Source organism: Microvirga massiliensis (assembly GCF_001006805.1).
GTDB lineage: Bacteria > Pseudomonadota > Alphaproteobacteria > Rhizobiales > Beijerinckiaceae > Microvirga > Microvirga massiliensis.
In genome coordinates, this window is record NZ_LN811351.1 from 179,351 (window position 1) to 191,153 (window position 11,803).

The 11,803-nt window shown below is 63.0% G+C and carries 16 protein-coding genes; 5 read left to right on the forward strand and 11 right to left on the reverse strand.

Features of this window, described 5'->3' with window-relative positions; all coding sequences use genetic code 11:
* Positions 1–2: 2 nt before the first annotated feature.
* The 3 genes from BN1233_RS05980 to BN1233_RS05990 all read right to left on the reverse strand — a co-directional run bounded on the left by BN1233_RS05980 (position 3) and on the right by BN1233_RS05990 (position 1,432).
* Positions 3–536, reverse strand: a complete 534-nt coding sequence (locus BN1233_RS05980; protein WP_046862643.1) for a twin-arginine translocation pathway signal — start codon at positions 534–536, stop codon at positions 3–5.
* Positions 537–613: 77 nt separating this feature from the next.
* Positions 614–1,009 carry a VOC family protein gene (locus BN1233_RS05985; protein WP_046862644.1) on the reverse strand — a complete coding sequence of 132 codons (396 nt, stop codon included), beginning with the start codon at positions 1,007–1,009 and terminating at the stop codon, positions 614–616.
* A 90-nt stretch (positions 1,010–1,099) separates the two neighbouring features.
* Positions 1,100–1,432, reverse strand: coding sequence for a ribbon-helix-helix domain-containing protein (locus tag BN1233_RS05990; RefSeq protein WP_063776718.1), 333 nt, complete (start codon positions 1,430–1,432; stop codon positions 1,100–1,102).
* Positions 1,433–1,765: 333 nt separating this feature from the next.
* Between BN1233_RS05990 and BN1233_RS05995 the strand changes: the two genes are divergently transcribed.
* Positions 1,766–2,164 carry a DUF6157 family protein gene (locus BN1233_RS05995; protein WP_046863122.1) on the forward strand — a complete coding sequence of 133 codons (399 nt, stop codon included), beginning with the start codon at positions 1,766–1,768 and terminating at the stop codon, positions 2,162–2,164.
* Between the two features lie 393 nt (positions 2,165–2,557).
* Here the strand turns inward: BN1233_RS05995 and pyk are convergent, their stop codons facing one another.
* From pyk to BN1233_RS06010, 3 genes are all read right to left on the reverse strand, one after another.
* Complete coding sequence (pyk, locus tag BN1233_RS06000) at positions 2,558–3,994, reverse strand: pyruvate kinase (protein ID WP_046862645.1); 1,437 nt, start codon at positions 3,992–3,994, stop codon at positions 2,558–2,560.
* A gap of 2 nt (positions 3,995–3,996) precedes the next feature.
* Positions 3,997–4,452, reverse strand: a complete 456-nt coding sequence (locus tag BN1233_RS06005) for a DUF1036 domain-containing protein (protein WP_046862646.1) — start codon at positions 4,450–4,452, stop codon at positions 3,997–3,999.
* Positions 4,453–4,621: 169 nt separating this feature from the next.
* Complete coding sequence (locus tag BN1233_RS06010) at positions 4,622–5,542, reverse strand: DMT family transporter (protein ID WP_046862647.1); 921 nt, start codon at positions 5,540–5,542, stop codon at positions 4,622–4,624.
* Between the two features lie 98 nt (positions 5,543–5,640).
* Between BN1233_RS06010 and BN1233_RS06015 the strand changes: the two genes are divergently transcribed.
* The 4 genes from BN1233_RS06015 (at position 5,641) to BN1233_RS06030 (ending at position 9,129) form a co-directional block, all read left to right on the forward strand.
* Entirely contained in the window at positions 5,641–6,513 is an 873-nt protein-coding gene (locus tag BN1233_RS06015; RefSeq protein WP_046862648.1) for an N-formylglutamate amidohydrolase, read from the forward strand.
* The gene (locus tag BN1233_RS06020) at positions 6,510–6,815 is read left to right on the forward strand and encodes a DUF1244 domain-containing protein (RefSeq protein WP_046862649.1); all 306 of its coding nucleotides are present in this window, start codon (positions 6,510–6,512) and stop codon (positions 6,813–6,815) included. The genes BN1233_RS06015 and BN1233_RS06020 overlap by 4 nt, the downstream gene beginning before the upstream one ends.
* A gap of 311 nt (positions 6,816–7,126) precedes the next feature.
* The gene (locus BN1233_RS06025) at positions 7,127–7,396 is read left to right on the forward strand and encodes a DUF2312 domain-containing protein (RefSeq protein WP_046862650.1); all 270 of its coding nucleotides are present in this window, start codon (positions 7,127–7,129) and stop codon (positions 7,394–7,396) included.
* A 1,034-nt stretch (positions 7,397–8,430) separates the two neighbouring features.
* The gene (locus tag BN1233_RS06030; RefSeq protein WP_046862651.1) at positions 8,431–9,129 is read left to right on the forward strand and encodes a TerC family protein; all 699 of its coding nucleotides are present in this window, start codon (positions 8,431–8,433) and stop codon (positions 9,127–9,129) included.
* A gap of 232 nt (positions 9,130–9,361) precedes the next feature.
* Here BN1233_RS06030 and BN1233_RS06035 read toward each other — a convergent pair whose 3' ends face one another.
* The 5 genes from BN1233_RS06035 to BN1233_RS46635 form a co-directional block, all read right to left on the reverse strand.
* Positions 9,362–9,571, reverse strand: coding sequence for a hypothetical protein (locus BN1233_RS06035; RefSeq protein ID WP_046862652.1), 210 nt, complete (start codon positions 9,569–9,571; stop codon positions 9,362–9,364).
* A gap of 378 nt (positions 9,572–9,949) precedes the next feature.
* Positions 9,950–10,483 (reverse strand): hypothetical protein, encoded by a 534-nt coding sequence (locus BN1233_RS06040; protein WP_046862653.1) that lies wholly within the window; start codon positions 10,481–10,483, stop codon positions 9,950–9,952.
* A 137-nt stretch (positions 10,484–10,620) separates the two neighbouring features.
* On the reverse strand, positions 10,621–10,908 hold the full coding sequence (locus BN1233_RS50470; protein WP_342341638.1) for a hypothetical protein: 288 nt from the start codon (positions 10,906–10,908) through the stop codon (positions 10,621–10,623).
* 45 nt (positions 10,909–10,953) lie between these two features.
* A complete protein-coding gene (locus BN1233_RS06050; protein ID WP_048709427.1) occupies positions 10,954–11,532 on the reverse strand; it encodes a cytochrome b/b6 domain-containing protein in 579 nt (192 codons plus the stop codon).
* A gap of 14 nt (positions 11,533–11,546) precedes the next feature.
* A complete protein-coding gene (locus tag BN1233_RS46635) occupies positions 11,547–11,708 on the reverse strand; it encodes a hypothetical protein (protein ID WP_154678252.1) in 162 nt (53 codons plus the stop codon).
* Positions 11,709–11,803: the final 95 nt, after the last annotated feature.

Genomic DNA, 11,803 nt, shown 5'->3' on the forward strand with positions numbered 1-11,803 from the left:
GCTCAGAGCCAGGTGATGTCGTTGAAGCCGCGGTGCAGATAACCGCCATAGGCGGCGGATTCGCCCTGGTAGCCGAAGAGCGGCCAGACCTCCTTCTGGTTGTAGAGACTCACGACGAGGCCGGAGCGGATTTTCTGGAAGAATGCGGAAGATTCGACGTCACGAAGAAGCGCGACGCGCTGCGATTCCCAGCCCACATCGACATAACGCACGCCATATTTCTTGCGCGCAGCCTCATCGAGATTCGCGGCGCCATCCTCGATCAGAGTCTTGAGCGCCGCATCCGTTCCGGCCTTGCCGTCGTAATCCTTCAGCGCGATCGCATAGAAACGATCCGCGATGCGATCGTGCGGATAGATGTCCCGCGCGACCTGGATCAATGTCTGCATCGTCTCGGGTTTCAGGGTCTTCACCTCGAGACCCCATGCCTCCAGCGGGTTGATGATGGCGCCGGTCGAGATCACGAGTGCCGCGGCGCTCGCGCCCTTCATCAGGGCGCGTCTTGAAAGCGAGAGATCGGAATCCTTGCTGATCATGGTTTCCTCCGGTGTGCTTCCGTGAGCCGGAATTGTTCTCGTTGTGGTGTGGCATTCGCGCCTGGTGCGTGCGGCCGCTACGTGTAGCGGCCTTGGCGCTGCAGAACCTCGATCTTGTAGCCGTCCGGATCCTGGACGAAGAAGAACTTCGCGCGCAGACCCCCCTCGTGCTTCATCTCCTTCACGGGATTGGGATTGAGCCCGAGCGACTCGAAGCGACGATGCTCCGCCTCGAGATCGTCGACGACGAAGGCAAGATGTCCATAGCCGTCCCCGAGCTGGTAAGGCTCTTTCCGATCGTGGTTGATCGTCAGCTCGAGCTCGAAATCGGTCGCCTCGTTTCGCAGATAGACGAGCGTGAAGCCGTCGAAAGGAAATCGATCCTTTACCCGAAGACCGAAGGCCTTCTCGTAGAAGTCGACCGAGCGCGCCTCGTCGAGCACGCGGATCATGGAATGGATGGCCTTGGCCATGAGACTAGATCACCTCGTCGAAGTTGAAGCTTCGACGATCCTAGCCAAGTGCCGAGGGCGCGGGTGTTACTGCGGTACCACTTGGGACAGCTAGGCTGACTTAACCGAAGCGTGGTGATCCGGATGGCGGAGCGGGAGCGCCACGGCATCCCGATCCGCTCCGTTCTTCTGCGTGAGATAAATCAGGCAGGTGCACCGCAGCAGCGAGGCAAAGTTCCGAACCTCGCCATGGATCGCCTCCGCCTCGTCATGAAGGGTCGCGAGAAACGACGAGAGCGCCATGCCCTCGCCCTGCGCGATCTCCTCGAGGATTCGCCAGAACTTTGCTTCCAGCTTGATCGAGGTCGAGAATCCATTGAGCCTGACCGACCGGGTCACATAGCTGTAGGTCTCGGGCAACTGGCTCGCGAAAATCCTGCACATGGTCATCCTCCCAGCGGACTTGCCCCCAGCCTGCTCTGGAGGACAGTTGAAGCCACGCCGAGGGAATGAGCAAGCGTTTCGGGTTCGCGCCAGCCATCTTCGGAGTCGCAGGACGAGCGAACCCTGGCCTCCCTGCCCGAGGGGGCATCAGCAAGCGGAACGAACTGTCTTGGGCTCCTGTCGACATTGGACCGTGGGAATGTCGGGAATCAGGATATTCAACCTGCAGCCTTCGTATCCGAGCCGCTTGAAGGCGCAAGAGGTGAGGGCGCCGAGCAAGGAAGTCGCCTCGTCGCGGCCCGTATCGCCACCGAGCATGCAGAGAGCAGCGGAATGACCACAAACTATTTCGATACGTTCATCACGGTATCTCCGGACAGCGCAGCCACGCATGGGAGGAAACCCGCGAAGGCCGGATCGATCGCGAGTATTCAGTACTCCCTGCTCCGAAATGCGCCTTACACGCTCACGAGCGAAGAGCTCTTGTTCGAGGTGCACGTTCGCCGAAACAACATCGACGCGTCCATCCGCGCTCAGGAACAGGAAGCATTCTTCAACAGGTCGCATGCCTGCCTCAGAGCATCGCCGCTCGTAAAACAGTATGGCTGGGGCCTGCATCACGACGCGAGCGGACGAGTCGCCCTCTACGGCATCGAGACTGACGAGTATCGAACTTTCGCAACAAGTTCGAACCTGAGAATTGTAGCAGGCATGCGCAACCGCAGGTCCTGAATATTGCTGAGGGCGGTGTGTATCCGGCGAGGTGTCCTGTTGGGCTCTTTCGTCACTGCAGGCCGCAGACGTAATGCGCTGCCCGCCCTACCGCACTGCCGTCCTTGCGCGCCGCGGGCGTGATGCACTGCCTTTCCGCCGCACCTCCGTCCTTGCGAGCCGCAGGCGAAGCAATCTACCCGTCGACGGATGCGCTCCCGGAGTGCCTCACTGCGTTCGCAATGACGAAGAGGTTCTTATGGCGCGAAGAACACTACGGAGTCGTACTAGACCCACTACAGTCATTGCGAACGAAGTGAAGCAATCCAGGAATCAAGCGCCGGCCTGAGCCCCTCACTCCACTCACCATCACGATGAGGACGCAAGGCAGGAACTCACGCACGATCAGTGCACTCACGCCTGTGCGGCGTGATCCTGATTCACGAAGGCGATCCGGACCATGTTGGTCGCGCCCGGAGTCCCGAAGGGCATGCCGGCGACGACGATCACCCGTTCGCCGACATCCGCGAGTCCTTCGCGTACCGCGAACTTGCAGGCCCGGAAGGCCATGTCGTCGATGTCGTTAGCGTCCTTCGTCTGGATCGGGTGAACGCCCCAGACGAGCGCCAGTCGACGAGCCGTTGCACGGTTCGGCGTGAGAGCGATCACCGTCGCATTCGGGCGCTCGCGGGCAATCCGGAAGGCCGTTGAGCCCGAGAAGGTCCAGGCAGCCAGCGCCTTGACGTTGAGCGTACTCGCAATCTGGTGGGCGGCTGCGGCGATGGCGTCGGAGCCGGTGGCTTCCGGCTCGGTTTGCTGCGCCATGATGATCGACCAGTAGTTCTGGTCCTGCTCCACCTCCTCCGCGATGCGGTTCATCATCGACACTGCTTCGACGGGGAACTGGCCGGACGCGCTCTCGGCCGACAGCATCACGGCATCCACACCCTCGTAGACGGCCGTCGCCACGTCGGAGACTTCCGCGCGGGTCGGGACCGGGGACGAGATCATGCTCTCCAGCATCTGCGTCGCCACGACCACCGGCTTTCCGGCGCGCCGGGCTGCACGCGTTATTCGCTTCTGGATGCCGGGAACCTTCTCGATCGGCATCTCCACGCCGAGGTCGCCACGCGCGACCATGATGCTGTCCGAAATCTCGATAATCTCGTCGAGCCGCTGGAGGGCTTGGGGCTTCTCGAGCTTGGACATCACGAGCGCCTTGCCGCTCGCGACCTTCTTGACCTCGGCGATATCCTCGGGCCGTTGCACGAAGGATACGCCGATCCAGTCGCAGCCGGCATCGAGCGCCGCCTCGAGGTCGGAGCGATCCTTGTCCGTCATCGCGGTGACGGGGAGAATCGTGTCGGGCAGACTGACGCCCTTGCGGTTGGAGAGCTTGCCTCCGACTTCGACCTTGGTGACTGCCTTTCCGGATTTCACATCGGTCACACGCAGGCGCAGCTTCCCGTCGTCGAGCAGGACCGCGTCTCCACTCTCCAGTGAGGAGAAGATCTCCGGGTGGGGGAGATGAACGCGCTTGACATCACCGGGAGTGGTGCTGTCGTCGAACGTGAATTTCTGTCCGCGCTCGAGGGCGACGCTGTCGCCCGTGAAGCTGCCGACCCTGAGCTTCGGTCCCTGAAGATCCGCCAGAATGGCAATCGGGCGTTTGAACTTCGTCTCGAGTTCGCGAATGACCGCGACGCGCTCGCGCAGGCGCTCCCGGGGAAGATGGCTCATGTTCAGCCGGAACACGTCTGCGCCGGCTTTGAATAGATTGCCGATCATCTCCGGGGATTCCGAGGCTGGTCCCAGGGTCGCAATGATCTTGGTGCGGCGCGATCGTGACATGGTCAGGGCCCCCCAGGTCGGTTCGAGTCGGTGAGTTGGATGGTCCAGCTCTCTTGCTGCCCGGTGTCTACCTCGAAAAACCCGGTGCGGTCATAGCCGCGCGCCAGGCAGTCCTGGTGACCCCGGATCGTGAATTCGCGGTCCCGCGTACACAGGAACGAGCGTCCGCCCCAATCCCCGCCGCGATCGTAGTCGATCGCATGGACGTAATAGTAACGGGACGAGAGACGCCCCCGTAACAACGTCTCGCAGGACCGGGCGTTCAGATTCCACCAGCCCTCGCTGACCCAGCCCTGGGCATCCTGGTAGCCGAGTGAGACCCCGACGCGGCTCGGGGTCATGTTGCACAGGCGTAGATCGGCCGATGCTGGCTCTGCGGTGGCTGCGGTGAGGACGAGACCGAGGAGTCCTGCGCCGAGACGGGCAAAGCGGATCGATGAGAACGATACGGCAGTCATTGGCATGGATGCGGATTAGCCCTGAGACCGCGAGGCGTGCAGCGTGCACGAGGATTCGCGGAGCATCGTTCTCCGCGAGAAGAATGGCAGCGTCGAGCCCCCTCTCGCAGGGGCGATCGCAGCGGTGGCCCGAAGAGTGCACGGCAGCTGGTGTGGAAGTCCCGGACGATCACGGTAGCCGAGCCTTCGGTCGAGGCCGGGCGACCCAAATCCCGGCGAGAATGAGCAGGCCGCCGAGCGCCTGGATCAGGGTGAGAGCTTCGGAGAGGATGACCCAGCCGAAGAGGGCGGCGGCGACGGCCTCGAGAAAGATCACCAGAGAGGAGAAGACCGGCGGCAGCCGCCCGAGAGCTACGGCCAGGAGCCCTTGTCCCAGGACTTGACTGATCAGGGCCAGGGCGAGGAGAGCGTAAAGGCCATACGGTGTCCGCGGGACGATATCTCCCTCCATGGAGATCGCGACCACGAGGAGCACCGCAGCCGTGACGACGCTCGACTCGAAGGTGACCCGCGCCGCGCCCGCCTGCCGGCGGGCCCTGCCGACCGCGAGGAAATAAAGAGCGAAGAAGACGGCGGTGACGATCCCGAAGAGGTCGCCGCGGAGGCGCTCCGGCGCCACGTCGACGCTCTGCCCGATGAGAGAGGCGCCGCCGAGAAGGCACAGGGTCAATCCGACCGAGGTCGCCGATGTGACCCGCTGGCGAAGCCCGAGCCAGACCATCAGCACGACGAAAAGGGGCGCCGTGGTGGCGAAGAAGGTGGCGTTCGCAACGGTCGTTCCCAGGATGGAGAGATGCCAGAAGAACAGGTCGCCTGCGAAGGCGAGGCCGGCGAGCACGGCTGCTCCCGAGAACGCGCGTCGCGGGGCGCCTGCACGCGCGTGCGCCTCCTCGTAGCGCATCCAGGCATAGAGGATCGGCAGGGCGAGCGCGACGCGCCAGAATGCGCTCGCGAAGGGGCCGATGCTCTCGGCAGCGGCGAAGCGCACGAAGATTGGAGAAATGCCCATCGCGACGGCGCCGAGGCACAGGGCCGCGAAAGCCGTTGCGATGCTGCCGTCGAGGCGGGCCGCAGTCGGAGTGGAAACCATCAGGGCTACAGAATGGCCTGGAGCAGGGAGTCGCGTTGCGGCGACCACCTATGGCAGGTTAACCCTGCTGTCAGCAACCTTGCTCTCCATCACCCCTCATGACCGCTGCCGTCGCGTTGCCGACCCCTGAATCGCCGGATCCATGGCCCGTGGAATCGATTCCCGGGCGTGTCGAATCGGGCGCGCTGATACTCTGCGATCACGCCTCGAACGAGGTTCCGCCCGAATACGGGCGCCTCGGGCTTCCGGAGGCCGAGTTCTCCCGCCACATCGCCTACGACATCGGCGCGGCTGCGGTGACCCGCAGACTCGCGCGGCGCCTCGGCGCGCCCGCAATCCTGACGCACTTCTCGCGGCTGGTCATCGACCCGAACCGGGGGCGCGACGACCCGACGCTCGTCATGAAGCTTTCGGACGGCGCCATCGTGCCCGGCAACGCGAAGGTCGATGTCGCGGAAGTGGAACATCGCCTGCGCCGCTTTTATGATCCCTACGATGTGGCGATTGCGGCTCATATCGAATGGGCCCTCGCGGCCGGTCACCCGCCCGCCATCGTCACGGTCCACAGCTTCACGCCCGTCTGGAGAGGCTGGCCGCGCCCCTGGCACGCCGGAATTCTCTGGGACGGGGATGACCGGTTCGCCAAGCCTCTCATCGCCGAGTTGCGGGAGGAGGACGGACTCATGATCGGCGACAACGAGCCCTATGACGGAGCCCTCGCGGGCGACACGGTCGATCGCCACGCGACCATTCGCGGCCTCGCCAACGCCTTGATCGAGATCCGGCAGGACCTCATCTCGAGCGAGGCCGGCGCAGACGAATGGGCCGACCGCTTCGCGCGGCTTCTCGGTCCTCTGCTCCAGGATCCAGAGTTGCGACGCCCCGTTCGGCATCATTCTCGTGTCCGCGAGAGGATACGCCGCCCGACCGGTCAGGCACTCACCCCACCCATTCAGGATGTCGACCCATGAAGAATCTTGATCCAGCGACCCGGACTGAACTCGAGGCCGCGGCCTTCCGCCGGCTCGTCCAGCATCTGCGCGAGCGCACCGACGTGCAGAACATCGATCTCATGAATCTGGCGGGCTTCTGCCGCAATTGCCTCTCGAACTGGATGAAAGACGCGGCGGACGAGCGGAAACTGGACCTCACGAAGGAAGAGGCCCGGGAACTCGTCTACGGAATGCCCTATGAGGAGTGGAAGGCGAAGCATCAACAGGAAGCCAATCCGTCGCAGCAGGCGGCGTTTGAGAAGTCGCGGCCCTCACATTAAAGCCGTCCGTCACTGGCGCGGTCGAGCTTGGCCGCGCCGGTGACGCATGATTCCTGAACTGCACCAAGGGCTCCTTTCGCCATGAATGATACCGGCGACCGGCTCGGGAACTGCATCGAGGATCCCGGACGGGAGATGGCGAGCATCACGGGCGATGTCGAAGAGGCCCCTGCGGAAACGCGGCGAAGCGGCCGCGGATCGCTCGCTTTCTCCAGATTCTGGTAATCAATTAAGGGTTTGATGGGCACGCGCCATCTCAGGCAGGGATGCGCTCGCGCAAGCTTCCGCGGGCACGGATCAGGATCAGAGTTATGAATCAGCACGCGATGCCAAGTGAGATCGATACGAGCAGTGTTGCAGCCGACGAGCTGAAGCAGTTCATCGAGCGGATCGAGCGCCTCGAAGAGGAGAAATCCGGGATCCAGGGCGACATCAAGGAGGTGTTCGCCGAGCTGAAGGGCCGTGGCTTCGACGCCAAGGCGGTCCGGGCCATCTTGCGGATCCGGAAGCAGGATCATGCCGAGCGGCAGGAGCAAGAGGCGATTCTCGAGCTCTACATGCAGGCCTTGGGAATGGCCTGAGCGGAGCAGTTGTGCAGGACACGAGACCTGCAAGTTGTCCCGTGATTTGAAGAGCACCGGCAACGCCGGGAATTTGATTCCGGCGCTTCAGGTCGAGCACCTTCATCGAATGAGCCCTCGGCCGACTTGCGTAGTCACCGAGGTGAGCCCACCCGCTCCTGGCCAGTGCTGCCTCATGCGAGGCGTATCGCCTGAGGCGTGGCTTGGAAGGGTTCCCGCTAACGCTCGGCCGTGAACGAGTCGGGCAGAATGGCCCGAAAGCGCCCACCTCCACCGAGCGACCTGTGCATCTCGGTGGCTCTCAAGAGCTTTGTTGCCTCCACCATCCACTCTCGATTCATGTGGCCGAAGCCGCCCGTTGGCTTTCGATTTCAGTATCGCCGAACTTCGTTATGGTATATGGTCGACCAGAATTGACATCCGCCGTTGCTCTCACCATAGCGAGAAGCTGCGCGTAAGATCCAGGAGTGTGCTCTGCGACAGCCGCGCCCTCGTTTCGAGATCGCACGATTCTTCCTGGCTCTGCTCGCGCTCCTCGCGACAGCGGTCCCGGACTTCTGCGGTCTGCCCGAGGGGCACGCTTCGGCAGGAATTACTAAGCTCGCTGCCGCTGGTAACGGGCAGGATGGAAGTCTGAACGTCCTCCGCTCCAGCTTATGGTCAGCCGAGGACTTTGAGGAAGAATTCGACGAGGATCACCCACCGCTCCTCGCGACCCTTAGCTGCTGGGGCCAGAATCTTCATGGGAGTGCGGTGCCTGCCGCATCCGGCTGGATTCTGCCCGCAGACCGATCCTGCGCCCATCACGCAACCGGCCCACCGACCGTCTGACCGCCCGGATCCCGTTCACGCCCCTGCCGCGGGTCGCCACGAACGGATTTCCAACGCGTGACAAGCGCTTCCGCATTGCGGAGGCCCCTCTGCAGCCTGCCTGTCCTCATCGCATGGATTCGGGCCAAGGCGGAGAATCACGCCTCTTCTTCCCGTGTTCTCGTCCGCACCGGCGAGTCCGCAAAATCCTGGCAGTCAGTCCAATGGAAAGCTTCGGTCCCGACATCCTCAAGCTCGTCCAGATCATCTGGATCAACATCATCCTGTCCGGCGACAATGCCGTCGTCATCGCCATGGCCTGCCGCGGCCTGCCGCAGAACAAGCAGCGGGCTGGCATGGTCCTCGGCGCCTTCGTGGCCGTCGCGCTCCGGATCGTCTTCACAGTCCTGGTCGCGACCCTCCTCTCGACCCCCTTCCTCAAGATCCTCGGCGGATGCCTGCTGCTCTGGATTGCGGTCAAGCTGGTCCTCGGCGAGGACGACCATGGCGGGGAAGTCAAGGAGACGGACCGCCTATGGCACGCGGTCCGCACCGTCGCGATCGCGGACGCCGTCATGAGCCTCGACAATGTCCTGGCCATCGCGGCCGTCGCCAAGGACTCGACCCCCCTGCTGATCCTCGGTCTCGGGATTTCGATCCCGCTGATCATTGCGGGCGCCGCTCTCATCATGGCTCTGCTGGCCCGCTTCCCGATCCTGGTCTGGGCGGGCGCAGCGCTCCTCGGCTGGGTCGCCGGCGAGATGCTCATCTCCGATCCCTGGCTGGTCCAGACACTGGGCGATGCCTTCGTGCACCAGGTCGAGATGCCCGTGGCAGCCGTATGCGCGGCTTTCGTCGTGGGTCTGGGCTTCGTCCTGAGCCGCCGGTCGTCGGCCGAAGAACGGGCTTACGAGCAAGCGTGAGCCTGGGGCTTGCCCGTCGGTCTCGCTATGGTGCGAGATCGAAGGTGAGCGCGACCGAGCGTTTCCAGGCGATCCGCCGGTGAAGACGTAAGGGAACCAAGAACAAGGCCGACCCTGGTCCAACGGGGTCGGCTATCGCATGCCCACGCTGAAGGAGAGTTTCCAAGCGGTCCGAGGGCGAGCACCGGTCTCGCACCCGACAGGTAGGGTGTGTCATCGCGATGCCGGGGCGCTATCTGCGCGGAAGCCACAGAAGCGCAAATGCGGCGGCGATGATGGCCGACAGGGCGACGGTCTCCGCAAGGCTCATATGGGCGAGCGTGTAGACCATCCACTGCCACAAATCGTGGATATCGAGCGGCGTCGCGAGGCCCGGATCGCCGAGCTCGAGCCGCGGTCCCTCACCGTCGTGCGGTCTTCCCTCGGGACCTGTCGCTTTCATCGCGCATGCTTTCGAGGAGCCAGCTGGGTTCAGAGCCTCGAACTATCGGCTCCTTCGGTCTTTATTGCACCTGCGGAGGCATGGTCCCGTGGGCAAGTTACTTCCTGCACGGGTCGGACAGGCTTGTGTGCGGTTCGGCTGATTGAGGCCCCTTGCGAGCGGGCGAACGCTCAGCGTTCGGGGCTCGGAGATAGTTGATGATGCCCCGTCGAGGCCAGATGCAATCCGGTCCTGTTCGCAGTAGCGTCTCGCGGCACGGCACTGTCCTCATCCGCAGGAGTTCACAACGGGCCGCAACCCCTCTCAGAGGTCCAGGAAGGCCATGATCACGGCGGGTTCGGGTTCTTGCGACCCCGACTCGACCATGCGGACAATGCTTCAGAAGGCCGGAATCACCGAACCGGTTTTTGTGGGCTCGAGAAGCTCTTCCCGGATCGAGCCGTCTGAAAAGAAAGTGGTCTTGATGCCGCTCACGCTGTCGATAACGATCGTCTCGGGAATGACTGGCACGGGTGGCTGCATCTGTCGCGCACGGGCCTCGAGAGCGACCCTGAGCCGGTCCATGTAGGAAACTGGGGTTTCCGGAGCTGCGGCTGCCGCCCTGTAGAAGTCCGCCTTTTCCGGAACCGCGGCTGTCTTCGCGTCGGAAACCATCGTTTCCGAGGCTGCGGTTGCCACGGGTCGTATCGGCGGGACAGGAGGCTCGTCCTGCTCGCCCGCTACATCATAGGCCGACTTTCGATCCCTATAGTAGAACTTCCCAGTGACCCACTGCCCGTTGGCGCGCTTACGCGTGTAAAAGTCCTTCGCTTGCGCCGCTTCGATTGAAATGCCCGGGAAAACAGGAGCAAGCGCTCCCATGAAAAGGGCTGTCGCGAATACAATGGCAGCCAGGACAAGTTTCCTCGGCATGATCGAGCGCCCCTCGTGCTTCTTCTCGAGGAGGTTACCCTACGTCAAGGTTAACCGTTGTCAACGAGTTGCCCCTCAATCAAAAGGAGAAGCGGGGGCGGTTCGGGGTTCGCTGGAGCAATCAACGCTGCAGGTCGTCACGACTCGTCGTCTTCATCCTCATAGCTTCCCTGCTCGGCGCCAAGCTGACAGTCCGGAGAGTTCGACTTGGTTTTGACCTGCGGTTTATTCCATTGGGCCGGGCTGACCTTGCGGTGCTCGCGCATCCACCATCGCTGCTCGACAATGCGGAGGACGGGTTCGTCGCCCCGTCCCGCGTGCGAGCTGAGATTGGCACAAATGCGAGAAGCCCGGCGAGTCCTTCCGGGCTTCGGCTGCGTAATTCTCGAGAATCCTGGTCCGAGCCGGGTCTGCAGCAAGTGCAAGACCGATGCCAGCGACGAGGATGGCTCCCAGCGCCATGGGGCGTATCACCGGATTTCTTTGGATGCAGCCGAGAGGGGACCATCCGTCAGCGGACCTTTCGCTGGGACTCGATGAGCCCAGCGCTTCAGCCCGTGCAGGCTCAGAACGAGCGCGATATGAGCGAAGACGATGAACAGGGCCAAATTGGCGAGAACCTCGTGAAGATCATCGAGCCGTGGACGGAAATCGGCTGCGACTCCCGTGAGGGCCGCCAGAGTAACTCCAACCAGCAGGCCGACCGCCATCCAGGCATGCAGCGGGCTGCGTTCGCTGCGCGCCGCTGCATCGCCGGTCAGAATCCGCCCCAGATGATCCCGTGTCCATTCCGGCGACGGACGAGGGAGCCGTAACGGGCTTCCGGCCGGCATGAGCATGCCGATCAGAAGACGCAAGCCGAGCGCACCGAGGACCGTGTAGCCCGTGAACACGTGCATCCCGTACGTGTCCTCGTCACCGGTCAGATAACTGATGACGAAGGCACCCGAGAGGATGGCGTGAAACGTGAGCAGAAAAGCGATCTCGCGAGAGTTCGGCTTGCGGCTACCCGGGCCTTTCCGATCCCGAAGGGGCTGTTGCACGGCCATGGCGTGGCTCACCCTCAATCATCGTCTCTGTCGTGGTCGCCATGACCCGTGAGATGCGTGAGAGCGCTGATCGCATCTGCCATTCGGTCGGCTTGCGACGAAGCCTGGTAACCCAAGGCCAGGGTTCCCATCACGACCGTGGCAAGCAATGTGTGGAGAATCGTCTTCTGGAACATCGGTCGATTTCTTGTGAGACTGCAGCCTATTCGGGAAGCACCCTAGCACTACTTTGGCAGGTTTGGGGAACCGGGCGAGCGCTGCCGACTTCTCT